The following is a 24,247-nucleotide window of genomic DNA, read 5'->3' on the forward strand; positions in this document are numbered from 1 at the left end:
CCAAGGGCGGCAAGACTCGGCGCTGCGGATCACCGCCGCAAGGTGGGGCTCAAGCTCCGCTTACCGTCTTCCAGCAAACGCTCAACATTCTCCGCGTTCCACGCGTAAGCGCGCTGGTAGGACGGGATCAGGCAGCCCTGACCATCGATCGTCAGGAACTCATAGATGCTCTGCGACTCAGCTGAGAAAATTTGCGAAATATTCATCGGCATGGCGCGCGACGTCCCCCATCTGCCCTGCTGTTCATACCTGCACGGCGTCGCTCGCCCGTATCGCTTCAACGACCTCGTCGATGTCGTCATCCGACAGGAAAGGCGCCTGGGCGTAGATGATCGTCGGCTCGCCGCTTAGCCGCGCCGCCAGATGCCCTAGGCCGAGCAGTTGCTCCGCGCCCTTCACCCCAAGAGCGATCTCGGACGTGCCGACGCTCGCGACCTTTAGGATGAGGCGATTGCCTAGATTATCACGGAGCTGCATCGGCATGACATTTGCGTCGGGACGTTGCGCCGCAAAAATGAGGTGCATGCCTGCCGCACGCGCCTTCACGCCCAGCCGCGAAACATTCGCGGTTACGGCCGCCTTATAGTCTTCGGTGAGCATCCATTCCGCGAATTCGTCGTGGACCAGAAAGACATATGGCAATCTTTCGGCGGCTGAAACCTTGGTGTTGTAGGCCCGGATGTCTCGGGCTCCATTTGCGCGAAAAAGCTCGTAGCGTCGCTCCATTTCGGTGACGAGCGCTTCCATGACTTCCACAGCCCGCGTTTGGTCGACGATCACGCCACCCTGAAGGTGGGGAAGCCGTTCGATAGCCGCATAGTCGACCCCCATTTTCGGATCGATCAGGTAGATATGGGCGAGATCGCTTGAGTTCGTCGCAGCAATGTCGAGCAGCAGCGCCTGGATGAGAACAGACTTACCCGATCCTGTCGCGCCCGCGACGAGGGTATGCGGTTCGTGCGGCTGGCCGCCGGCGAACGCCCCACCGAGATTGAGATAGAGAATATCTCCGTCGAGCTCCTTCAGCCCGAGGACGAAAGACGTATTCACGCCGGCTGCATTGCGGTTTAGCTCACGACGTCCCCATACATCCCAGAGCGAGACCACCTGACGCTGGGGTCGGGCGACACCGACCACGATTTCACCGGGAAGCGGCGAGACCGAGATCAGCCGGAGGCCGTGAGTGGTGAGCAATGCCGACTGCTTCGCCTCGATATCTTCAACGCGGAGGCGGTCGCTTCCCATGAAACGGATCAGAGCCGCGTTCGGCGTTAATCGCGTTCCGAGAACCTTGGCCTGCAGATTATACCCCATCAAAGCAGAGCGGAGCTTCTGCGCCGTGGAATCAAGCCAGGCCTGCTCTTCAGCAGAGTCTTCGTGGGCCCTTTGCGCGCGCGCGGCGATCAGGACGTCGATCGTCGTCGACCCGCCGGCGAGTGTTGCCCCCCCGGTGGCGGGGGGCTGGTCGAGAGCTTCGGCGGCGGGCGTCGAAATGGGTTCCGCCTCCACGATCTCTGCGGGCGAAACCGGCGTTTCGGATGGACCAGATACGATGTCTTGCTGTGCGGCCGCTTGAGGAGGGGTGGCCGGCGGAGACGCGGGTGCCGGCGATATCTCACCAACGTCCTCGTCATCGTCTTCATCGTCGTCATAATCGTGCTGGATCGGCTTGGACGAGACCGCCGCCTTTGGCTCGGCGGCGAGTTCCTTTGTCCAATCGACCCGCGGCGCTGGGTTGCGATACTCGGCATGGTCCCAGCTATCGGTGCCGCCCAGACTTGCGCGCAACGACTTCAGCGGCTGGCCGGCCTCATAGGCTTTGAGCAACTGTCGCAGACCCTCGCGAGTGAAGGTTTCCTGGAGGCCGCCGTTCACATCGGGGATCACATCCTGTTCGCCAATCGAACTCCCATCGGTCGCCGGGCCAGAGACAAAGATATGCGAATAGCCGCGTAAATCGATCGGAACCTCGCCGCGTCGGATGCCATCGCGGACCTGCTCGAGGAGACTGGCCTGACCAAGCGCAGCCGTACCGTCGAGAAGGAGGTCGGCGATACGTGAAAGCCAGAGGTCGCGATCGAGGCGCCCGGGGTCGCCAAACAGAGCATCGTCGATGCGGGCTACGGTCTGTCGTAGTTGCTGGCGTGATTTCCTGCTCGCTTCAGCCGACCCGCTCTGGTCGACATATTTCGCCTCGGTAACGATCGCCCGCAAATGCGGTGTCCCACCTTCGCCCACCACCAGGCACAGTGCGAGGATGTCTGCGATACCCTCCTCACGCTGGCCGAGCCACTCTGCGTAATCGTCAAGCAAGAACCACGCGACGGCAGCGTGTCCGCCCAACTCCTCAGCGACTAGCGCCCGGCTAAGCACGAGCCCGATTAGCTCGCCGGCGGATACACCGCGCTTGGCGGCACGCAGGACGATATCGCCAGAAATGGCGTTGGCGTCGTCAATGAGGCGCTTGGCCAGTTTTGAGAGACGCTCATCATCGAGCCCAAGAGAGAGCTCGGCCAGTCGGCGGCGAACGAGGACATTGAGGATTCGCAATTCGGAAGTGGATGAGACGACCATGTTACGGCCGTGGGTCCGTTGCCGGCGGTAGCGGATGACGTTGATACCCTGCGCAGCGAGCTGGCGCTTGTCGAGTAGATCGTCATAGGTCGCAACCCACTCAGCAAGCTCATGGACCTCATCGAACATGGCTTTCAGGCCAGAATCCTGGAAAGAAATCTGGCGCGCCGGGAGGTAGTGCTCATCGGGTGCGTGCGATTGCCGGCGGATCACGTTCGCCACTGCATCGATATAAGCCCATCCGGCATCCGGCTGTCGCGGACAAGTAAGGTAGACTGTCGCCTTCAGCTCATCCTCGGACGTGACGCGCCTATAGGACCATCGCGCCGGAACATGTTCCAGCAGTGACGGATTGGAAGCGGCGGCAGGAACTGGAAACCACTGTTCGCGGGCTTGGCGTGAAACCACATCGTGAAGGAAGGCGACATCGATTTCGCGAGCGGCGTTGCCCGGCCGGATCGCACCACTGTCGAGCATCACGCCGATGCGCAGCTTCGACATGAAGTTCCGCGATGTCTCGCTGACCACGACTGCATCGGGATCGCCTTCCGAGCGGTCGAGCAGCTCACCATAGACATGGGAGAGGCGGGAACGATCGCGATGACGGACGAGGACGTTGCAGTGAACCTCGTCCTGGTCCTGAACCGAGCTCAGGGCGTTGACAGTGGCTATCGGCAGGCCGGCAGCATCGCAGTTGAAGAGCATGATGCTGAGATTCGACCGCTCGTGCGGCTGCAGCTCGAGATAGCGCTCCAAGAGGCCTCGGATCTGGCGCGATGCTTCGGCAGGGTCGACATCGGTGGTCGCCTCGGACGGATCGCGAATAGGGCGCTCGAGCAGGCTATAGTCGTTTACCGTGCCCGTCGCGGTGAGGAGAACGGCCTCACTACCGTGATAGCCCACGGCGATTTCCGGGTAGAGTGGATGAGCCAACTCGTCGCGCAGGTCGGAGAAGAAGAGGCGAGAATCGCCGAAGTTCACGTCGACATCGGAGAGTAGGTAGTCGGCAAGCCCGGCGATCGAGCGCATCTGGATCGCGCCGGCCGCAAGCCGGAGGGGATGCCAGGGGGCAACGATGGCCGAAGGCGCACTTCCCGTTACGGGGATTACGCCGAGGCTGAGCACGGGCTCCCAAAGGTCACGTCGGTTGAGATCTCCCGGCGCATGGAGCGAGAGCGCGCGGAGTAGAGTGCCGTAGGCGTTGGCCTGAGAAAGCAGCCCCGGCGAAGCATAGCCCGACGACTGCAGCGCGCTGAGCGCCTCGACATATTCTGTCTGGAACGACGACCAGGCTCCCTCGATTGCGGCAAGTCCCGCCGCATCGACACGGCCATTCTGCCCGGCGGCTTTGAGGGCTTTCGGAAAGGTCTTGCCGACGTCTTCGCCCGCGGTGGTTCGCGGGACAAGCGTACCGGCGTCCTGCCCGAACGCAGGTTGGAGCGTGCCAACATCGGTCAGCGATACTGATTGGAGAGTGCCTTTCCGGCTGACCGGCAACCGGGCGACGCTACTGCGAGTGAGCGGCCGCTTCAGGAGTCTGCCGAGATCCTTGGGGAGCTCGAGTCCAATGGAATTCGGCTGAGCAATCCAGATGAGCTGAACGGTCGCGCGCTCCGAGCCTGACTCGAGGACGACGTCAAACTTGATCTGTAGCGCAGCGCGCGACGTGGACTCGTTGCGCCGATACTTCTTCCGCTTCTTGGCGCGATCGAGGACCTCCTCATAGTCGAAGAGATAGGGCGTATCCCATATTACACGCCCTCCCATCAGGGCACGCAGACCCCGATAACGCAGCCCAAAAGCGAGTCCGACGTCAGCGTTGATGTCGAGTAGCTGAGACCGATTGCGGCGGGCCGACCGGATAGTCAAAGAACGCTTGCCACCGGCCAGATTGACCTGGCCAAAAAGGCGTTCGAGTGCACGCAGAAGCCCTTCGAGGAAGTCGTGGCACTCGATGGGGCGGCCGAAGATGAACCGCTCCCATTTGACGCGGAGCGCTTTGTCCTGGCCGATGTCGTCACGATGAGCCTCGAAGAACTCTCGATCGTCGTCCCGGGTTTCCTTGAGCGACCGTCCCTTCAGCGCTTCAAGATAGTCAATGTCAGCGGGACTTAGCCGGTCCGGCAGCGTGAACTCGAAATAGGTGAGTGTTTCCTGCGGAAGCGTTGTCTTCTTGAGCTTGATGCCCGAGAAGAGCTGCAAGACGCTTTGGCCCTCCCACTCGAACAGGGAGAGTGCGTCAGCTGCTTCGTTCCAACCCGGCGTGGCGGCAATGAACGCTTCGATCGCAGGATGGACCTCGACAGGGATGTCCTCCTGCACCGCTTCGAACTGTGAGCGCAGATCATCGCCTTCGATGATCTGGCGGTTCGGACGCTGCTTGGCGAGCAACGGCTTCCGGTCGGAGACGAGCTTCTCGTACTGGCGCTTCCAACGTCGGGACTGCTCTAGTTCCTTTTCCCGGATGCTCAGGAAGAAGCCGCTGTCGCGTGGAAGATGGAGGGCGGGAAGCGCCCAGCCGAGCGCATCGGGAACGGTGGTTGATTCCGTGGCGATACGCTCGCGGGTGAGAGCGACATAGTTCGAGATCTGATGCAGCGTCCAATCGTCGGCAGCGTTGAGTCCCCGCAGTGCAGCCTTCCATGCCCCGATCTGGCTGTCCGGGAGTCCCAGAGCTGATGCAGCTGCTTCCACCCAAGGGTCGGCGTCTTCGGTAAGCTGTTTTGCCCCAATCAGCGTGACGTCGCCGAGCGAGGCGCCCTGATCATCATCGGTATTTGCCAAGAGCAACGCCGGACGATCGCAATCAGCATGACGGACCGCGACAGTTCGTTCGTCGGTGACGACATGGCCGGGCAGATCAAATTCACCGATCAGGGTGCGCGGTAGTGCGATTTTGAGAAGCGATTCGGTTGCGGGATCCTGCAATAGGGCGCTCGTAATCGCGGCGACCTGCTCGCCGGTGAGGCGATCGAGCAGATACCGTGCGACTCCGTCAGAGTCGGAGAGCGAAGAGAGGCGCTGGCGGATCGAAGCGGCGCCGGCTGCGCCGATCAGGTCTGATGGGGTCACGCGGCTTGGGCTCGCTCAAAGGGGTTTTCAACGTAGGCGCAGGAGTCGGAGAGGCGCTTGAGCAGGCCGAGGCTTGCGAGCCGCTCTTCCAGTCGTCTTGCATTATCGGAGAAGTCTTCCTGGTCCGCGTCGCCGCTGGCTATGAACGCGCGAGCCTGGGCGTCGCCGATTACGATGCCATATCGGTCATGCAGAAGGGCAAGGAAATCGCGAAACTCGAGGCGCTTGCCAACGCAACAGACGACAAGGGTTTTCAGTAACCTGTCAGTAGGCGCATAGCGGACACGTCGGCTGGACCGCCTGGACGAAAGGCCAATGGCACGCGCCCATGTCATATGGATTTTCCCGATGTGCTGCTTGTGGCGGCTGATAGCGCGATCGACGAGCTGTTCGACCAGCGCGGCAGGATCGGGGGCGATGTCGTCATCGTCCGTATCTGGCCATCCATAAGCCTTTTTCAGGATATCGGCGGCGTTGAGGATTGGGTCATCTGACACGATGGCAGCGCCCCATTCTCCGGTTTCGGTGATCTGTCTCACGAAGCGCTCCACCGCTTGCTGGGGGAGGCCATTGTTACGCTGGTAGGAGTCGGCGGAGAGGTCGCGAACTACCGATTTGCGGGGCGACACGATCTCGCAAACGAGCTGGATCGGGTCTCCATCAAGCACCTCGCGGGCGCGCTCGAGTTGATAGAGCGCGAGGTTGAATCCGGTCATCGTCACCAGATGAGGGATTGCGTCATATGCGGGGATGGGCAGGCTGAGGATTGCCAGCCAGTCCTCAGCGAGGCGATCGAATACCGGATGCGAGGCGCAAGGGAGGTAGGCGCCGGCGCGTTCGGCCTTCGAGAACTGCGGCTCGTTCTGAAGCGCCCGGGCCATGCTGTCGTATGGCGCTGGGTTTTCCAGGAAACGCGAGACGAGCAGGCCACGAAGCTGCTCGGCCACATTGCTGCGACAGAGCATGAGGTAGAGCAGCTCGCCCGTGCGTGCGAAGAAGCGACGATCGTTGGATACGCCGCCGCGCGGATTGACGTTGGCGTCCTCGTAAAGAGCATTCGGGCCGAAAGGGAAGACGAACTTGGACGACCAACGTTTGTTGCTGGAGCCTTCGATGGCGGAACCCTGCAAAAAGCCGATCACCGCCGCAAAGTCCTGGAAGCTCTCGAACCTGTCGCGGAGGTATGAGAAATCCGTATTGTCAAGGCCGCCGGCTGTCTCCGCCATCTTGCCGAGCCACATGGCCCAGGCCGCTTCGTCTGCGCGGTCTTCGGCCAGGACCGTCATGATATGGGGATTGTTGAAGACGAGGTTGCGCAGCCTCAGTTGAAGCTGTGGGCGATAGGAGAGGCTATTCGGCGCTTCCTCGCGCAGCGGGCGTCCGGCGCGGTGCTCGGCGAGCAATACGGTCATGAACTCTAGGAATGTGAGCCAGGGGGTTTGCTCGTCATAGAGCCGGTGGCCCCATATCGCCTCGTCGATCCAGAAGTCGGGACCCGTGCGATCGTCGAAGCTGGTGGGACGTGCCAGAATTTCCATGATCACACCCGAACGATTACACGGCGGGCGACGGCACGGCCGTCGCTGCCAAGGTCGATAAATCGGAGCATCAGTTCTCCGTCATTGATTTCGTCGTCCCCATCGAGCTTGCGGCGATTTTCCGTCTCGCGGAGGAGCCTCGCTTTGAAGGCTAGGAGATCTTCATGGCATTCGAGCGAGAAGCTGCTTGGAAGGGCTCCCTCGGCGACGCGCCCGAGAAACTCGAAGCGGGTCGGTGAAAGCGAGAGCGTGACCGGGGGGATCTCATTTCCGCGGACGAGCTTCACGGAAACACAGAAACCACCAGCGCCATCGGGCAGGATCGAGACCTCCTCCCCGCCTTGCCGCGGAACGGAAATCAGCTCATCGAGCAGCGGGCTGCGCTTCGATTGTGAATAGCTGCCGGAGGTAGCGAGGACGAGTTCGTCCTGGTTCTGCGCTAGCATGCCCGTGAAGATTCGGTTCAGACCGCGAACGACCATCGTCACCGCTTGGCGCGGGACCGCCTGCTTGGCTGCGACCTTCGCCGCGACGTCGAGATAGAGACCAGCATAGCGAAAGACTGTTAGATCCCAGAGATCATACTCTGCCGCGAGGGCCTCCGGCATCGTGAAAAAGAGTCGCTGCCGCTGGGACCGGAGGGCGGTGAGAAAGCCCGCTCGGTCGCTGCCCTCAGCACCTTCCAGATAAACCCGCTGCGCTGTCACATAGGATGGTGTCGCGCCATAAATAGGATCGGAAAGAACGAGCCCCGAATAGTCATCGGCATAGGCGGGGTCGTCGGCACCATAGACGAGGAGGTTGTCGACGCGATTGCTGGTTTCTGCGCCGATTCCGAACGCATTGAGCTTTCGGAAGAGCTCGGTCTTCTCAGCTTTGCTGGGCCTCAGATTCTCTCCGAAGATGTTCCGATAGATGCTGGCGAGGTCGGCACGTCCGCTCTGGACGATCGAGGGCACCTCCGCGCAACTCATCAAGCCGTCGCGGGCGTCGGGATGGCCCAGTATGCTATTGGCGACGAGCGCGAGCAACTGGCGCACGGGGAAATGGCTACCGTTGCGCTCGCTGAGCTCAATCAGCGCCGTGATGCGCTTCTTGAATGGGTCGTCGTCGCCTTCGCCGATCAGCCGGCGCCGGTTCTCGAAGATCGGGCAGATGTTCTCGCCGGTGTTCGCAGCGCAAGAACCGCATCCTTCCCAGCCTTCGTGCCCAGTGATCTCGCTGATGATGCGCATCGCCATGTCGGCGGCCGGCGAACGGCTGAGGTCGTCAAGGTCTACAGCAATGCCGCTGTCCGGGTTGTTGCCGGTGACGAGGAGTTCCTCCACGGCCGCCGTGACGCGTTCGATCTCGGGAATATGGGGGGCGGATTTGAGCTTCTCGAGCAATTGCCCGTGGTTGGCGGCCAACAGATAGCTCGTGCACGCCTGGGGGTCCGCGACGTCGCGTGCGAAGGTCGCGATGAGGGTCGCGCTCTCTTCGTCGCGAAGTTCGCTCAAATCCTTCACGATCACGAGCGACCGTGTGCCGAGCGATAGGGTTTGTACCTTGTCACCGCCATTCCAGACGGCCGGGTCTCCGCCGAGGGCAGTCCACACCTCACGGCAGTGATAGGTCTTACCATCGCCTGCCGTACCGGTGATAATATGCGAAACCGGCGTATCGCTGCGGAAATTCTGGACCAGTCGATCGACTAGGGGCGCGGGCAACGTGATGGGGGCGATCCTGTGGCGTTTCAGAGCACGTTGGATCGACTCATCGTACATGTTGTCGTTGGTTGGAATCGGCCCGTAGTTGCGCAGGAACCGAACCCAAGCCGTCGCAGATGAATGTGACGACAATCTTCCCCCCTTTCCCCAATGTTTTAGCTTCTAATGGATGGGCAGTTTCGATCAACGGAAACCGTCGGCGGCGGATCAATTTCGCAGGAGCCGCTCGTCGCGGAGGTCCCGGCGAAGTTGGGCCGCGCCTCCATATTCTCGAGGTTTCCGTATCCAAATCGTTCACAAGGCGCTCGATGAGGTGCGCGTTATCGCATTGCTTGCGATGCTGTGCCCTTGGGAATTCGGACGTGTATCGGCCGGCACGGGGCTCCTTGCGGCGGTCTGGATCGCTGAAAGGCGCGTGCTAGCGCAATCGTTCGCAACGAGCCGCCGTCGCCTCGTACTGCTCGAATAGCGCGTCAGGCGGCGTCATGCGTTGCCGCGGCCGCCTGCGAATGGTGCGGTTGCTGCGCAGCATCGTCGGCGAGGGCGAAGAACATCGGCGTGTCCGCGGCGGAAGCGACCATTTTACCCAGATCTCGGCCGAGTACGCGCCGCACCAGGATGCGCGTGGAGCGCAGGGCGATCCGAAGCGGGGCTGCCAGGCCGGGCCGGGAAGGGCGGGTGGTCGCCGCGGGCGTTTCTGTTTGCAGCAATCCGAGCAAGGCCCGTTCGTCGATCGTCAGCGCCGGGGTAGAAGGATCGCCGGCATGGAAACGTCGTCCGGACCAGGCTTCATGGACCGCGAGGAGCGCCGCGATCGCTGGCGCCAGAAATTCCGCGCCGCGCGACTCAAGGCGGCAACGAGGGTTGGCAGGACAGGGCGACGGCGGTCGATCGCATCTCGCCAACAGCGCGCTGCATCAACGATGATCGCTTCTGGCGCGAATGGATCGATGAGAGCGAAGGGGGTGGCGGCGGACAAGATGATCTCCTCTCATAAACCCCCCGTTCCCCGATGCTTGCCGCCCATGGTAGGGCGGGCATGTTGCACGGGCAAGACAATCGAATGCGGCACTTCTCGCGTATCATAATTGCACGGCGGCATCGAACCGAACCGAACCGGCCGCGGCGCGGCCTGGATTTCGGGCAGATCCGCCAGAAACCCGCTGTTTACGCATGGATGATAGTATCCTGGTAGAACGAGGGAAAGGAGGGTGCGCTGTGGGCAGGAACAGTTCGGAGAGCGAGCAGGAATTACGAAATATTCGCGCCTCTCTTCGGCATTTGCACAATGTGCCGGAGGATCATGTTTTCGATGATTTGCTCGCACGGTTGGACCGGGCGACGGCGAAAAGGCGGGAAGAGAGCACAGTGGCCCAAATGCGGCGTCATGCGCGCTCGTCGCGATAACCGCCGGGAGATTTGTCACCGCGGATGATCAGATCGCGCAAGCCATGGATGTTGTCATCCGCGCCCGCGCGATCGACGTAGTTCGATGGCGGCAGGCATTCGCATTTCCTACCGATCTCACAGTTCGCGGTTCGGCTTCCGGGTTGCCTGGCTCAACGAGACGATGAGCCGTCGGGATTTCTGCCGGTCATCATATACCACTGTTCCAGGGTTCTTGGCGCGCCGATCAGCCGCTCGATGGCAGTACATACCCAATAAGCCGCTTCATCTTCGGCCTGAAGATCGAGAATTGCCAGCGCGCGATCGAGCAACGCCTTTGCTTGTAATAATTCCTCGCTCAGCGCACGCTCGGTGAAATGCATCATCGACCACCTCCCGTGGCAGACTTACCATAAATCTGCGCGTCGATCCCCAGATTGCGGATCCGGATCGGGGCAAAGGGGTCGTGGTTATGGGTTGGCGCGATGTGTTGTTACGCACGCGATGGCGACAATCGATCCTTTTTAGTGGCTTGATTGTTTTGGTAATTTTATTGCGCCCTTGTATAACGACACCGGTCAGGAGGTGGTTATTCCGCACCTGGCCGCCGAAGCGTTGAACCCAAGTGAGGGGAAGCGGCTCGGGGACGCGGCAGGGGAGGGACGACATGGAGACGCCACCGGAGTCCGCTAGGGACGGGCGCATCGTGCTCATCGTCGAAGACGAGCATATGGTGCGAAACATGGCGGCCGATATGTTCATGGCATACGGCTATCATATCCTTGAAGCGTCCAATGCGGCGGATGCCCTTTGCGTTCTCGAAGCGCGCGGCGACATTGAGGCGGTGTTCACCGATATCGAGATGCCCGGACCAATGAACGGCCTTCTGCTGGCGAGCGAAGTCCGAGGCCGATGGCCGCAGATTGCCGTCCTCATAACTTCGGGGCGGCTTAGGCCGAGTGGCGACATGATGCCGGTCGGCGCGGATTTCGGCGGCAAGCCCTACCGATCAGACGACGTTATCCGAAGGATCGAGGCTTTGGCGTCCGCGGCATAGCCTCGGGCCTGGTCTCCCGACGGCAACTGTGCTGCCGCCGGGAGTGAGGAGTCACGCCAAGAGGGTTTGTCGTGACAGGTCAGGCCCTTAGCAAGGGGCGGGTCGTCCACCAACCGCGTGGGCGGGCAGCTATGGCAGCCCGTCGCGACTTCGACGCGGCTCGACGTGTTCCGGACCCCGCTGGAGCTCGGGCGATGTTCGATTTGAGATCGACCTCTGGAAATCGACACTCGCAAACCCAACCCGTCCCGACGCGATCTGCCACGGCCGCGGCGAGGTTTCGCCGAGGCCGATAAGGACTTTGCAACGCTCGAAAAGGCGATAAACCTTGGAGCGCCGGATCAGCGGCGTGAAGGAGGAGGTTCGCGATGGCGCACAAGTTCGAGATCTACAAGGACAAGGCGGGAGAGTTCCGCGTTCGCTTCAAATACAATGCCGAGACCATCTTCTCGACGGAAGGCTATAAATCGAAGTCTTCAGCGCAGAATGCCATCGACTCGATCAAGAAGAACGGTCCCGACGCGCCCACCGAAGACAACAGCTAATCTTCCCCCTTTTGCCGGCAACCCAACGTTGACGTCATCGGCGGTCTGGTCATGCGCACGGCCGCGTGTGGCTGGACCGATGGTGTCGATCCGGAAACCGTTCGTTTCGCGATTGGAACCGGGAGCGCAGCGGTTCAGGGGCAATAGCCTCGCCCCCATCCTGACCGGACAGTGTGCCCATGCCCGGCTCCCACCCGCCACGGCTCCGCGACACTCTGCTCTTAGCCGAACGCATGGCGCAGACGGGCCGGCATGGGCCAGCCCCATTGCCGGTACAGTTTCGCGATCACGCCGATCATGGCGGCAAGATGCGGCGAGGTGTCGGTGTTGCGATGGCTGATGATGATCGGTGAGGTGGCGTTCTGGACGAGCTCGCGAAAGACGATGTCGCGCCGGCCCATGACATGCACCGAGGCCGGGACGATGCAGATGCCGTCTTCGGCGGCGACCAGACCCAACGCGGTCTGAAGCTCGCGTACCTCATGAATGACGCGGGGCGTGATGCCCTGGTCGCCCAGCAGCGACAGCACCTGGTCGGCGTAGCTGGGGCGCGGCTCGCGCGGATAGATGATCACGGCTTCGTCGGCGAGGGCGGCAAGATCGATCGGTTTCTCGCCCTTGAGCAGGCGATGTCCCTGCGGGAGCGCCGCCACCAGGCGCTCCTCGCGCAGGACCTCGCGCTGGATCGCCGGATCGTCGAACCGCACCCGGCCGAAGCCGACGTCGATGCGCCCTTCCTTGAGCGCATTGATCTGCTCGATGCTCATCATCTCCACGAGGCTGAGATCGACGTCGGGCATGGCGCGGCGGGCCTCGCGGATGACGTCGGGGAGGCGCGCGTAGAGCAGCGAGGGGACGAAACCGACGACGAACCGCGGCCGGTTGGAGGTGACGAAGCTGCGCATCGCGGCCTTCAGTTCATCGAGGCGGCGTGTGACCTGGAGCGCATGCTCATAGAACAGACGTCCCGCCTCGGTCAGCGCCATGGGACGGCTTTCCCGGTCGAACAGCGGCGCGCCGACTTCCTGCTCGAGCTGCTGGATCTGCCGGCTGAGCGGCGGCTGGGCCATGTGGAGGCGTTCCGCCGCCCGGCTGAAGTTGCGCTCGGCGGCCACGGCTAGAAAATAGCGTAGTTGCCGGATGTCCATATCCATACTCCAAGGGTATAGCCGGGGACCGACTTAGTCTTTGCCCGACTCTGCGACAAGGCATACGCTGCCAAAAGTGGTTACAACCCATGGCAATCGTCAGGTGAGAGATGCTCGCGATCGAATCCGTTGATACCTTCCTGGTAGATTTGCCGACCATCCGGCCCCATGTCCTGTCGATGGCGACGATGATGCGGCAGACCGCCGTCTTCGTGCGCATCCGCTGCGCCGACGGGATCACTGGTACCGGCGAGGCCACCACGATCGGTGGCCTGAGCTATGGCCCGGAAAGCCCGGAGGGTATCAAGCTCGCCATCGATACCTATTTCACGCCGCTGCTGCTCAAGGCCGATGCCGATCGGCCGACTTCGGCGATGGCCATGCTGGGCCGGTCGATCGTCGGCAATCATTTCGCCAAATGCGCGGTCGAGACCGCCCTGCTCGATGCGATGGGGCAGCGCCTCGGCGTGCCGATCTCCGAACTGCTCGGCGGCCGCCGGCGCGATCGCCTGCTCGTCGCCTGGACGCTGGCGAGCGGCGATACCGCCAAGGATATCGCCGAGGCCGAGCATATGCTCGACATTCGCCGTCACAACATCTTCAAGCTCAAGATCGGCAAGCGCGGCGTCGCCGACGATGTCGCCCATGTCGCGGCGATCAAGCGGGCGCTGGGCGAGCGGGCCAGTGTGCGGGTCGACGTCAACCAGGCATGGGACGAGGCGAGCGCCGCGAGAGGCATCGCCATGCTTCAGGACGCCGGTTGCGATCTTGTCGAACAGCCGGTGGCCGCGCACGCTCGAGGCGCGATGGCCCGTCTCGCCCAGGCTGCCATCGTGCCGATCATGGCTGACGAGGCCCTGACCGGGCCCGACAGCGCCTTCGACTATGCCGCAGCGGCGGCGGCCGATGTGTTCGCGGTCAAGATCCAGCAATCGGGTGGTCTCCATGCCGCCTGCAAGGTCGGCGCGATCGCCGACGCGGCAGGGATCGGCCTCTACGGAGGCACGATGCTGGAAGTCGGCATCGCGACCGCGGCCTCGGCGCATGTCTTTGCGACCTTTCCCAAGCTCGCCTTCCAGACGGAGCTGTTCGGGCCCTTGCTCGTCACCGAGGAAGTCCTGGCCGAACCGCTCCAATATGCCGACTTCGCGCTGAAGGTGCCCGATGGCCCCGGCCTTGGCGTGACGCTCGACATGGAGCGCGTCGCCTTCTTCCGGCGCGATGCCGACCGCAAGTCCTTCCATGGCGGCGCGTCCGCCCAGCCTGCAGGAGACTGAGCCATGTTGTTCCACGTTCGCATGGATGTGAACATTCCCCACGACCTCGATCCGATCCGGGCCGACGAGTTGAAGCGCGTCGAGCGCGAACGCGCCCAGGAGCTGCAAAGACAGGGCAAATGGCGTCACTTGTGGCGGATTGCCGGTCAATATTCGAACATCAGTGTCTTCGACGTCGCCGACCCGCAGGAATTGCATGATCTTGTCAGCACGCTGCCGTTATTTCCCTTCATGGCGATCGAGGTGACGCCGCTCTGTCGGCATCCTTCGTCGATCCACGAGGACGAACGCTGAAACAATCTGATCCAAGGAGAGTGATATGGCCGAAAATCTCGTAAACACCCCCGAAGTCCAGGGGCTGCTCGACAAGCTGAGCGGTCAGGATCAGGCCGCCGGCGACGCGCGCCTGAAGGCGGTCATCCGCCGCATCATGGGCGACCTGTTCGCCACGATCGACGAATTCGATCTCACCGACAACGAAGTCTGGGGCGCGCTCAACTATGCCGCGGCCGGATCGGGCGAGTTCGGCCTGTGGGCGGCAGGCCTCGGGCTCGAGCGCTATCTCGATATCCGCGCCGATGCGATCGATGCCGGACATGGCGTCACGGGCGGCACGCCGCGCACCATCGAAGGCCCGCTCTATGTGGCTGGCGCGCCGGAGACCCAGGGCTTCGCCCGGCTCGACGACGGCGCCGATGACGGCAAGGGCGAGGTGCTCATCATGCACGGCCAGGTCCGCGACGTGGCGGGCAAGCCGCTTGCCAACGCCAAGGTCGAGGTGTGGCACGCCAATACGCTTGGCAACTATTCCTATTTCGACCAGACGCAGAGCGCGTTCAACCTGCGCCGCACGATCTATGCCGACAGCGAAGGGCGCTATGCGTTCCGCTCGATCGTGCCGGTGGGCTATGCCTGTCCGCCTGGGGGTTCGACCGAAGGTATCCTCAAGGCGATCGGCCGCCACGGTAACCGTCCGGCCCATATCCATTTCTTCATCTCGGCCCATGGCCATCGGCATCTGACGACGCAGATCAACATCGAAGGCGACCCTTATCTGCACGACGATTTCGCCTATGCGACCCGCGATGACCTGATCCCGCCCGTCAATCATGCCGGCAATGGCGACCTGGGTGCGAAATACGGCGTGTCCGACCCGTTCGCCGAGATTGAATTCGATTTCGTGCTGCAGGCCGCGACCGACGCGGCCGAGGAGGATGCGTCCACCCGGCAGCGCGCCGCGGCCTGAGCGCGCGCTGAAACGCATTGCCGATATGGTTGAAGGAGTGAGCTTCGATGCCTGACAAGATCTACGACAGTCCCTCCGCCGCGCTGGACGGACTGCTGTTCGACGGGATGACCATCATGTCGGGGGGCTTCGGCCTGTCCGGCAATCCGGAAAGCCTGATCCCGGAAATCCGCAGGAGCGGGGTCAGGGAGCTGACCGTCATCTCGAACAATGCCGGGGCTGACGGCTTTGGCCTGTGGATGCTGCTGGAAAGCCGGCAGGTGAAGAAGATGATTTCCAGCTATGTCGGTGAGAACAAGCTGTTCGAGCAGCAATATCTGTCGGGCGAGCTGGAGCTGGAACTGAACCCGCAGGGCACGCTCGCCGAGCGCATCCGCGCCGGCGGTGCGGGCATCCCTGCCTTCTACACCCGGACCGGGGTCGGCACCGTGGTCGCCGAAGGCAAGCCGGTGGAAGTCTTCGAAGGCGCGGAATATGTGCGCGAGACCTGGCTGCGCGCGGATCTGTCCATCGTCAAGGCCTGGCGGGCGGACCCGGCCGGCAATCTCATGTTCCGCAAGACCGCCCGCAACTTCAACCCCAACATGGCGACCGCCGGCAAGGTGACGGTGGCGGAGGTCGAGGAAATCGTGCCCGCCGGCACGTTCGACCCCGACTGCATTCACACGCCCGGCATCTTCGTCGACCGCATCGTCAAGGCGACGATCAACGAGAAGCGGATCGAGAAGCTCACGACGCGCGCAAGGGAGGATGCATGATGACCGACCAATCCGCCAAGGGCTGGACCCGCGACGAGATGGCCGCGCGTGCCGCGAAGGAACTGTGCGACGGCTTCTACGTCAATCTCGGCATCGGTAACCCGACGCTGGTGGCGAACCATGTGCCCGACGGTATCGAGGTGACGCTCCAGTCGGAAAACGGCATGCTCGGCATCGGCCCCTTTCCCTTCGAGGGCGAGGCTGATCCCGACCTTATCAACGCGGGCAAGCAGACGATCACCGCGCTGCCGACCTCCAGCTATTTCTCGAGCGCGGACAGCTTCGCCATGATCCGCGGCGGGCATATCGACATGGCGGTGTTGGGTGCGATGGAAGTCGCCGCCAATGGCGATCTCGCCAACTGGACCATCCCCGGCAAGATGGTGAAGGGCATGGGCGGCGCGATGGATCTCGTCGCCGGGGTCAAGCGCGTCGTCGTCGTCATGGAGCATGTCAACAAGGCGGGCGAACCGAAGATCCTCAAGGCCTGCGCCCTGCCGCTGACCGGCAAGGCCTGTGTCGATCTCATCATCACGGACCTGTGCGTGCTGGAAGTCGACAAGGCGAACGCGATCCTCAAACTGGTCGAGCTCGCGCCGGGCGTGACCGAGGAGGAGGTCCGCGCGAGCACGGCCGCGCCGATCGCCGAGAGGATATAGAGCATGAGCGAGGCATTCATCTGCGACGCGCTGCGCACGCCCATCGGCCGCTATGGCGGCGCACTGGCGCCGGTCCGCGCCGACGATCTTGCCGCGCTCCCCATCGCGGCGCTCATCGCGCGCTCGGGCTTCGATCCCGCGGCGATCGACGATGTGATCCTGGGCTGCGCCAACCAGGCGGGCGAGGACAATCGCAACGTCGCGCGCATGGCCGCGCTGCTCGCCGGGCTTCCCGAGACGGTGGGCGGCAGCACGATCAACCGCCTCTGCGCCTCGGGCCTCGATGCGGTCGGCAGCGCCGCGCGCGCGATCCGGGCCGGCGATGCCGACCTTGTCATCGCCGGCGGGGTCGAGAGCATGAGCCGTGCGCCCTTCGTGATGCCCAAGGCGGAAGGCGCCTTTTCGCGCGCCAATGCCATTTATGACACGACGATCGGCTGGCGCTTCGTCAATGCCAGGATGAAGGCGGCTTACGGCGTCGATTCCATGCCGGAGACGGGCGAGAATGTCGCGCAGGATTATGGCGTCTCGCGAGAGGACCAGGATGCGTTCGCCCTCCGCAGCCAGCAGCGCACCGCTGCGGCGCAGGCGCGCGGCTGGTTCCGGGACGAGATCACGCCCGTCACCATCAAGGACCGCAAGGGTCACGAGACCGTGTTCGACACCGACGAACATCCGCGCTCCGACACCACCGCGGAAGGGCTGGTGAAACTGAAGCCGATCGTCCGGCCGGACGGGACCGTCACGGCCGGCAATGCCTCGGGCGTCAATGACGGCGCCGCGGCGATGATCGTCGCCAGCGAGGCGGCGGTGAAGCGTCACGGCCTCACGCCGCGCGCGCGCATCCTCGGCATGGCAAGCGCCGGCGTCGCGCCGCGCGTCATGGGGATCGGGCCGGTTCCGGCGACCGAAAAGCTCCTGGCCCGGCTCGGCCTGAAGATCGACGCCTTCGATGCCATCGAACTCAACGAGGCTTTCGCCTCGCAAGGCATCGCCGTGCTGCGCGGGCTCGGGCTTCAGGCGGACGATCCGCGCGTGAATCCCAATGGCGGAGCCATCGCGCTTGGTCACCCGCTCGGCATGTCGGGCGCCCGATTGGCGCAGGCGCTGGTGCATCAGCTTGAAAGGGCAGGCGGCAAGCTCGGTCTGGCGACACTGTGCGTTGGGGTCGGCCAGGGCCTGTCGCTGGCGGTGGAGCGGGTGTGATGGACAAACAGCATGTCGCCATGATCGACGGCTGCCGTATCGCCTGGAGCCTCGACGGGCGCAAAAATGCGCCGGTGCTGATGCTCTCCAACTCGCTGGGCACCGACATGGGTATGTGGGCGCCGCAGATGGACGTCTGGGCGCGGGAGTTCCGTGTCCTGCGCTATGACAGCCGCGGTCATGGAGGCTCGGACTCGCCGCCCGGCGCCTATGCGATGGACCGGCTGGGGCGCGATGTGGTCGAATTGCTCGATGCGCTCGGTCTGGGCAGGGTTCATTTCTGCGGCCTGTCGATGGGCGGCATGGTCGGCCAATGGCTGGCCGTTCATGCGCCCGAGCGGCTCGAGCGCCTCGTTCTCGCCAACACCTCGGCCTATATGGGGCCGCCGTCGGGCTGGCAGGACCGGATCGAAGGCGTGCGGAAGAACGGCATGGTGCCGCTTGCCGACGCATCGATCGCCCGCTGGTTCACGCCCGACTTTCCGTCTCGCGTGCCCGGGGCCGTCGAGCCGATCCGCGCGATGCTGCTCGCGAACGACCCTGTCGGCTATGCGGGATGCTGCGCGGCGATCCGCGACATGGATCAGCGGCCGACGGCACGGCTCAACCGCACGCCGACGCTCGTCATTGCCGGTAGCGAGGATCCGTCCACCTCGGTCGGCGATGGTGCCTTCCTCGCCGACAATGCTCGTCAGGCTGAACTGGTGACCCTGCCGGCTGCCCATCTCTCGAATGTCGAGTGTGCGGAGGCGTTTGCGGATGCGGTCACAGCATTCCTTGGATAGCGGCGCAGCCTTGGTAGGTCACAGGTTGCGTCCGGCTGGGCGTGGCGTTCGGCGCGAGGGGAGCGCATCATGAAGGGCTATTGGGGGATAGTGCGGCGATGATCGAATTGCAGGCGCCGGACGAGCTGCTGCGCTCGCTCGTGCTCATCCTCGATCTGAGCGGGACCTTTGCCTTTGCGCTCAGCGGCGGGATGGCGGGGGTCAGGCGGCGGCTCGACATCTTCGGGGTGCTCGTTCTCGCCTTCGCGGCCTCTACGTTCGGCGGGATCACCCGCGACCTGCTGATCGGCGCGGTACCGCCTGCCGCGCTCAAGGATTGGCGCTATCTTGGGGTGTCGGTGGCGGCGGGGCTTATCTGTTTCTTCTGGTCGGCGTTGATCGAGAAGCTGCGCAATCCGGTGCGAATGCTCGATGCGATGGGGCTTGCGCTCTTCGCTGTCGCAGGGACGGAGAAGGCACTGGCCTTTGGGCTGAGCCCGCTCATGGCGGCGCTGCTGGGCATGCTGACCGGGATTGGCGGCGGCGTCGCCCGCGATGTGCTGCTGGCCGAGGTTCCGGCCGTGCTCCGTGCGGATCTCTACGCGGTCGCGGCCCTTGCCGGCGCGGCGATCGTGGCGGGCGGTCACATACTCCACTTGCCGATCATCGTCACCGCCTGCGGCGGAGGCTTCGTTTGCTTCGGCCTCAGAATGATGGCGATCCGGTGCGGATGGCGGCTACCCGTCGCCGGTGCGCGCGGTGCGCCGGCCTCCCCCGTGGACGGCGACGACACACGATGATGGTCGCGCCGTCATTACGGGCAGGTGGGATGATCCGGCATCGCTGGGGTTAGCTCCGGCGCCGGTCAGGCGCGGGTTTCGCCGGTGATATCGGGCCGTCCGTCGGTTCCGAGCCAGCGATAGATCGCTCCGCCAATGCTCGCGCCGATGAGCGGGGCAACCCAGAACAGCCAGAGCTGGCTTACCGCCTGCGCTCCGCCAAAAAGTGCGACCCCGGTCGAACGTGCCGGATTGACCGAGGTGTTCGTCACCGGGATCGAGATCAGATGAATGAGCGTGAGCGCAAGGCCGATCGCGATCGGCGCGAAGCCGGCTGGCGCCCTTTGATGCGTACTGCCCAGGATGACGATCAGGAACATCGCGGTCATCACGATCTCGCAGATTAGCGCTGCCTGAAGCGAATAGCCGCCTGGCGACATCGCACCGTAGCCGTTCGTCGCGAAGGTGCCGGCGGCGGAAGGATCGATGGCGAAACCCGCAGCGCCGCTTGCGATGGAAAACAGCGTCGCGCCGGCCGCGCTCGCCCCCGCGACCTGGGCGACGACATAGCCGGGCAGATCGGCAAGCGGGAAGCGCCCACCCACCCAGAGCCCGAGCGACACGGCGGGATTGAAGTGCCCGCCGGAGACATGGCCGAAGGCATAGGCCCCGGTCAGCACGGTGAGCCCGAAGGCAAGCGCGACACCGAGCAGTCCGATGCCGAGCGGATTGCCGGCGCCGCCGAACTTGGCTGCAAGAACCGCGCTGCCGCATCCGCCGAGCACCAGCCAGAACGTTCCGATGAATTCGGCGACGAGTTTGCGTATTGTCATGATCCCCTCCCGATTGTCGCTTCGGTTATGCGGACATGACGCGATCGCCGCCATTTGTCACGCACGGCGAACGGAGAGCGTCACGGGACTTCCTGCGCGTCGCGGCGCTTGGAATATAAGGGTTCGCATGGCCGCCAGGCCGTCCTTGTCTCGGACCGCTCCAGCGGGCACCCGCACCGTTCGCACAAGGCCGCGTAGCCTCCGCGCTTGCCGCGCATGATGGAGGCCAGGAACGGCTTGTGGCGGCCAAAGAAACAACGCAATGCCAACGCCCCTGGATAGCGCGGCCAGTCTTGCGTGCCAACACGGCCGATTAGCGGGGGCTTTGCTCGTGCGCGGCGTCGATGATTTTGGCAAGCCGCGGACCGGATATCATGTGTTCCGAACCATCCACGCTTGCCCAGATGCAGAATTCGTCGCCATTTTTGGTGTCCATCGCGGCGAGCCTGGAAACGGCGTCGGACAATTTCAGTCCCGCGACTTCCGGGCGGAAGTCAACGTCTCTCTTGCGTTTCACGCCGATCGTCGCCGGTGTGGATCCAGGCAGTTGGTGAGAGCCGAGCGAGAGGGCTGCGGGTGTGACATCGGTGCGTATCGCCAGGATCATGGCTGACAAGGCATCTTCGGCCCTCTCCCTGCGGGCCGCATCGTCGGATGCGAGATCAACGCGTATCCACTGGGGGATGTTCTTAACCATTGCTCCGACGGAATAGGCCCCTTTGCCAGTGCGGCTGCGATCCATTACTTTGAACCTTCATTTCGTTCCGACCCCGGTGGTGCGGTGTCGGGGTCGCGGGGACAAGCGCCGACAAGGCCATTGGTTCCCATAAATGGAGAGGCCGGGCCGCGACCGCCTTTCCAGGCGATTTGTGGAAGATGGTCCGGCGCAGACCGACTGCCGCCATCAGCGCCGATGAAATTCTGAACAGATGCTTCGTCTTTGCGACCCGGTCTGATCCGTGTTTTCGGACGCCTCGGATGTTCGAGAATTGTCCTCGCACCAGTCGAGTTCGCCGAAGGGCGGCTGGTAGCCAACCCTTTATATTGGCTGGCGGGAATTTCGAGCTCGTTGCCGGCCGGATAGCGGACGCAGACGCTGTCCTCGTAAGCCAGCCATTCCTGATTTTGCACAGACCCCGAACCATTGCATTCCTTCCGATCGGCCGGCGGCATATCGCGTTCTTTCGGGACCGCGAACAGACGCGCTATGGCGGCAAAGGCGGAGACCGATGCTGCTGAGCGGCCCTCGCGCGCGGGCGGCGGCCTGGCCCGAATTGTCGGCGGAACGAGGCTCAGCCATTGTTCGGCAATACCGTCAGTGCGCGCTCGATTCCACCGCTGCGCCGTTGAATGAACCTGGTGTGATCGCCTTGGAGCGCGGACGGATCCTAACCGCGTTGCGCGACTTCCGCCGCCAGGATCGTTGTCAGATTGAGGAGGCCCCTCGCGGTGATATTGGGCGCCAGGACGTGGATGGGCTTGGCCAGGCCCATGAGCAACGGTCCGATGGTGGGTGAACTGGACGATGCGGAAAGCGCGGTGAGCGCGATGTTCGCGGCATCGAGATTGGGCATGACCAGCAGGTTGGCCGGACCGTCGAAGCGGCTGTCGGGCACCAGACGCTCGCGCACCTGCTGTGAGAGCGCGGCATCGGCGTGCATCTCGCCCTCGACGAGCAGGTCGGGCGCGGCCTTGCGCAGCAGCCCCAGTGCGGTGCGCATCTTGCGCGCGCTGGGGCTGTGCGAGGCGCCGAAGTTCGAATGCGACAGGAGCGCGACACGCGGCGTCAGGCCGAACCTGCGCACTTCGGCCGCGGCCAGGATCGCCATTTCCGAAATCTGCTCGGCCGTGGGGTCGGGCACCATGTGCGTGTCGGTAATGAACAGCGCGCCGGCGTCGAGGATCAGCCCCGACAGCGCATAGACGCGGGCGGCATCGGGCGCACGGTCGATGATGCGTAGGACATATTCGATCTGCCCCCAATATTCCGAATTGCCGCCAACAAGCGCGGCGTCGACGTGACCGGTGCGTAGCAGCATCGCCGCGGTCACGGTCGGTCGGCGATAGACGTGGCGGATGATCTCTGCCGAGGGCACGCCCCGTCGCCCAGCTACCGCCTGGTAGGCCTCGACCAGCGGGCGCAGCAGCTCGTGATCGGTCTCGGGATCTACCACCTCGACGTCGCGGTCCAGTTCGAAGCGCAGGCCCAGCGTGGGCAGGCGGTCCTTGAGAACCCGCCGGCGCGCGACGATGACTGGGCGCACGATGCCCTCGTCGAGCGCGTCCTGCACCGCGCGCAGCACGCGTTCGTCCTCGCCCTCACCATAGGCGACGCGCGTCAGGCTGTGCCGCGCGGCTTCGAACACCGGCATCATCAGCTGGGCCGAGCGGGTATTCTGGCGGCGGAGCGACTGGCGATAGGTATCGATGTCGAGGCTGCGCCGCGCCACCCCGCTGTCCATCGCCGCCTGGGCGACGGCGGGGGCGATCTCGGCAATCAGCCGCGGATCGAACGGCGTCGGGATGATGTAGTCAGGCCCGAAGGTCAGTTTCCGCCCGCCATAGGCCTGGGCCACGCTCTCGGGCGCGGGCAGGCGCGCCAGCGAGGCGATGGCTTCGGCTGCGGCGACCTTCATCGCCTCGTTGATCGTCGTCGCGCCCACGTCGAGCGCGCCGCGGAAGATGTAGGGGAAGCACAGGACGTTGTTGACCTGATTGGGAAAGTCCGAACGGCCGGTGGCGACGATCGCATCGGGGCGCTCAGCGCGGGCGACGTCTGGGCGGATTTCGGGCTCGGGATTGGCCAGGGCGAAGATCAGCGGACGCTCGGCCAGCAGCGGCAGCCATTCGGGCCTCAGCACGCCGGGCGCCGACAGGCCCAGGAACACGTTGGCGCCCGGCAGGACCTCGGGCAGGCTGCGCGCGTCGGTCTGGCGGGCATAGCGCGCCATGTTCGGCGCCATGCCGGCGCGGCCCGCGTGAACGACGCCGTCCTTGTCGGTCAGGGTCACGTTCTCTTGCCGAAGCCCCATCGAGACGAGCAGGTCGACGCAGGCGAGCGCGGCCGCGCCCGCACCCGAGGTCACCAGCCGGGCTTCGGCCAGCGCCTTGCCCTGGAGGACCAGCGCGTTGCGGACCGCGGCCGCGACGACGATCGCCGTGCCGTGCTGGTCGTCGTGGAAGACCGGAATGTTCATCCGCGCCTTGAGCGCGGCCTCGATCGCGAAGCATTCTGGCGCCTTGATGTCTTCCAGGTTGATGCCGCCGAAAGTCGGTTCGAGCAGGGCCACGGCCTCGACGAACTTGTCGGGATCGGTCGTGTCGACTTCCAGGTCGAACACGTCGATATCGGCGAACTTCTTGAACAGGACGGCCTTGCCTTCCATCACCGGCTTGGCGGCGAGCGGCCCGATCGCGCCGAGGCCGAGCACGGCGGTCCCGTTCGACACCACCGCGACGAGGTTGCCGCGCGCGGTATAGTCGAACGCCTTGTCCGGGTCCGCCGCGATTTCTTCGCAAGGCGCGGCGACGCCCGGCGAATAGGCGAGCGCGAGGTCGCGCTGGTTGACCATGCGTTTGGTCGGTTCGATGCGCATTTTGCCGGCCCGAGGAGACCGGTGATATTCAAGCGCGGCGCGGCGGAGCGTATCGTCCATGAAATTCCCGTGATTGTGCCTTCGCGATGGAGCGGTCCAC

General features: G+C 63.8%; 20 protein-coding genes. 10 read left to right on the forward strand and 10 right to left on the reverse strand.

Annotated features, from left to right (window positions below; translation table 11 throughout):
• Window positions 1-29: 29 nt before the first annotated feature.
• The 6 genes from PYV00_RS13755 to PYV00_RS13780 form a co-directional block, all read right to left on the reverse strand.
• Window positions 30-212, reverse strand: a complete 183-nt coding sequence (locus tag PYV00_RS13755; RefSeq protein WP_275228852.1) for a DUF262 domain-containing protein — start codon at window positions 210-212, stop codon at window positions 30-32.
• A 31-nt stretch (window positions 213-243) separates the two neighbouring features.
• Window positions 244-5,646 (reverse strand): FtsK/SpoIIIE domain-containing protein, encoded by a 5,403-nt coding sequence (locus PYV00_RS13760; protein ID WP_275228853.1) that lies wholly within the window; start codon window positions 5,644-5,646, stop codon window positions 244-246.
• Window positions 5,643-7,184 carry a hypothetical protein gene (locus PYV00_RS13765; protein WP_275228855.1) on the reverse strand — a complete coding sequence of 514 codons (1,542 nt, stop codon included), beginning with the start codon at window positions 7,182-7,184 and terminating at the stop codon, window positions 5,643-5,645. The genes PYV00_RS13760 and PYV00_RS13765 overlap by 4 nt, the downstream gene beginning before the upstream one ends.
• Window positions 7,185-7,186: 2 nt before the next feature.
• A complete protein-coding gene (locus tag PYV00_RS13770) occupies window positions 7,187-8,950 on the reverse strand; it encodes a hypothetical protein (protein WP_275228856.1) in 1,764 nt (587 codons plus the stop codon).
• A 416-nt stretch (window positions 8,951-9,366) separates the two neighbouring features.
• Window positions 9,367-9,612: a hypothetical protein gene (locus PYV00_RS13775; RefSeq protein WP_275228857.1), complete on the reverse strand. Its 246-nt coding sequence runs from the start codon at window positions 9,610-9,612 to the stop codon at window positions 9,367-9,369.
• Between the two features lie 840 nt (window positions 9,613-10,452).
• Window positions 10,453-10,665 (reverse strand): hypothetical protein, encoded by a 213-nt coding sequence (locus tag PYV00_RS13780; RefSeq protein WP_275228858.1) that lies wholly within the window; start codon window positions 10,663-10,665, stop codon window positions 10,453-10,455.
• 281 nt (window positions 10,666-10,946) lie between these two features.
• Between PYV00_RS13780 and PYV00_RS13785 the strand changes: the two genes are divergently transcribed.
• Together PYV00_RS13785 and PYV00_RS13790 are read left to right on the forward strand one after the other, a co-directional pair.
• Entirely contained in the window at window positions 10,947-11,336 is a 390-nt protein-coding gene (locus PYV00_RS13785) for a response regulator (protein WP_275228859.1), read from the forward strand.
• 368 nt (window positions 11,337-11,704) lie between these two features.
• A complete protein-coding gene (locus PYV00_RS13790; RefSeq protein ID WP_275228860.1) occupies window positions 11,705-11,881 on the forward strand; it encodes a YegP family protein in 177 nt (58 codons plus the stop codon).
• Between the two features lie 221 nt (window positions 11,882-12,102).
• Here PYV00_RS13790 and PYV00_RS13795 read toward each other — a convergent pair whose 3' ends face one another.
• Window positions 12,103-13,029, reverse strand: coding sequence for a LysR family transcriptional regulator (locus PYV00_RS13795; protein WP_275228861.1), 927 nt, complete (start codon window positions 13,027-13,029; stop codon window positions 12,103-12,105).
• A 110-nt stretch (window positions 13,030-13,139) separates the two neighbouring features.
• On the opposite strand from PYV00_RS13795, the gene PYV00_RS13800 reads away from it, so the two are divergent.
• The 8 genes from PYV00_RS13800 (at window position 13,140) to PYV00_RS13835 (ending at window position 19,739) form a co-directional block, all read left to right on the forward strand.
• Window positions 13,140-14,306, forward strand: coding sequence for a muconate/chloromuconate family cycloisomerase (locus tag PYV00_RS13800; protein WP_275228862.1), 1,167 nt, complete (start codon window positions 13,140-13,142; stop codon window positions 14,304-14,306).
• A gap of 3 nt (window positions 14,307-14,309) precedes the next feature.
• Window positions 14,310-14,600 carry a muconolactone Delta-isomerase gene (gene catC, locus PYV00_RS13805; RefSeq protein WP_275228863.1) on the forward strand — a complete coding sequence of 97 codons (291 nt, stop codon included), beginning with the start codon at window positions 14,310-14,312 and terminating at the stop codon, window positions 14,598-14,600.
• Window positions 14,601-14,625: 25 nt separating this feature from the next.
• On the forward strand, window positions 14,626-15,552 hold the full coding sequence (gene catA, locus PYV00_RS13810; protein ID WP_275228864.1) for a catechol 1,2-dioxygenase: 927 nt from the start codon (window positions 14,626-14,628) through the stop codon (window positions 15,550-15,552).
• Between the two features lie 47 nt (window positions 15,553-15,599).
• Window positions 15,600-16,310: a CoA transferase subunit A gene (locus PYV00_RS13815; RefSeq protein ID WP_275228865.1), complete on the forward strand. Its 711-nt coding sequence runs from the start codon at window positions 15,600-15,602 to the stop codon at window positions 16,308-16,310.
• Window positions 16,310-16,969 (forward strand): 3-oxoacid CoA-transferase subunit B, encoded by a 660-nt coding sequence (locus PYV00_RS13820; protein WP_275228866.1) that lies wholly within the window; start codon window positions 16,310-16,312, stop codon window positions 16,967-16,969. The genes PYV00_RS13815 and PYV00_RS13820 overlap by 1 nt, the downstream gene beginning before the upstream one ends.
• A gap of 3 nt (window positions 16,970-16,972) precedes the next feature.
• A complete protein-coding gene (pcaF, locus tag PYV00_RS13825; RefSeq protein WP_275228867.1) occupies window positions 16,973-18,175 on the forward strand; it encodes a 3-oxoadipyl-CoA thiolase in 1,203 nt (400 codons plus the stop codon).
• Window positions 18,175-18,960 (forward strand): 3-oxoadipate enol-lactonase, encoded by a 786-nt coding sequence (pcaD, locus tag PYV00_RS13830; RefSeq protein ID WP_275228868.1) that lies wholly within the window; start codon window positions 18,175-18,177, stop codon window positions 18,958-18,960. The genes pcaF and pcaD overlap by 1 nt, the downstream gene beginning before the upstream one ends.
• 98 nt (window positions 18,961-19,058) lie before the next feature.
• The gene (locus PYV00_RS13835; protein ID WP_275228869.1) at window positions 19,059-19,739 is read left to right on the forward strand and encodes a trimeric intracellular cation channel family protein; all 681 of its coding nucleotides are present in this window, start codon (window positions 19,059-19,061) and stop codon (window positions 19,737-19,739) included.
• 65 nt (window positions 19,740-19,804) lie between these two features.
• On the opposite strand, the gene aqpZ is transcribed toward PYV00_RS13835, so the two are convergent.
• The 3 genes from aqpZ to PYV00_RS13850 form a co-directional block, all read right to left on the reverse strand.
• Complete coding sequence (gene aqpZ / locus PYV00_RS13840) at window positions 19,805-20,551, reverse strand: aquaporin Z (RefSeq protein WP_275228955.1); 747 nt, start codon at window positions 20,549-20,551, stop codon at window positions 19,805-19,807.
• A 313-nt stretch (window positions 20,552-20,864) separates the two neighbouring features.
• Window positions 20,865-21,293, reverse strand: coding sequence for a hypothetical protein (locus PYV00_RS13845; RefSeq protein ID WP_275228870.1), 429 nt, complete (start codon window positions 21,291-21,293; stop codon window positions 20,865-20,867).
• 646 nt (window positions 21,294-21,939) lie between these two features.
• Window positions 21,940-24,207, reverse strand: coding sequence for an NADP-dependent malic enzyme (locus tag PYV00_RS13850; protein ID WP_275228871.1), 2,268 nt, complete (start codon window positions 24,205-24,207; stop codon window positions 21,940-21,942).
• Between the last annotated feature and the right edge of the window lie 40 nt (window positions 24,208-24,247).

It is taken from the genome of Novosphingobium album (ex Liu et al. 2023) (genome assembly GCF_029076845.1).
Lineage (GTDB): Bacteria > Pseudomonadota > Alphaproteobacteria > Sphingomonadales > Sphingomonadaceae > Novosphingobium.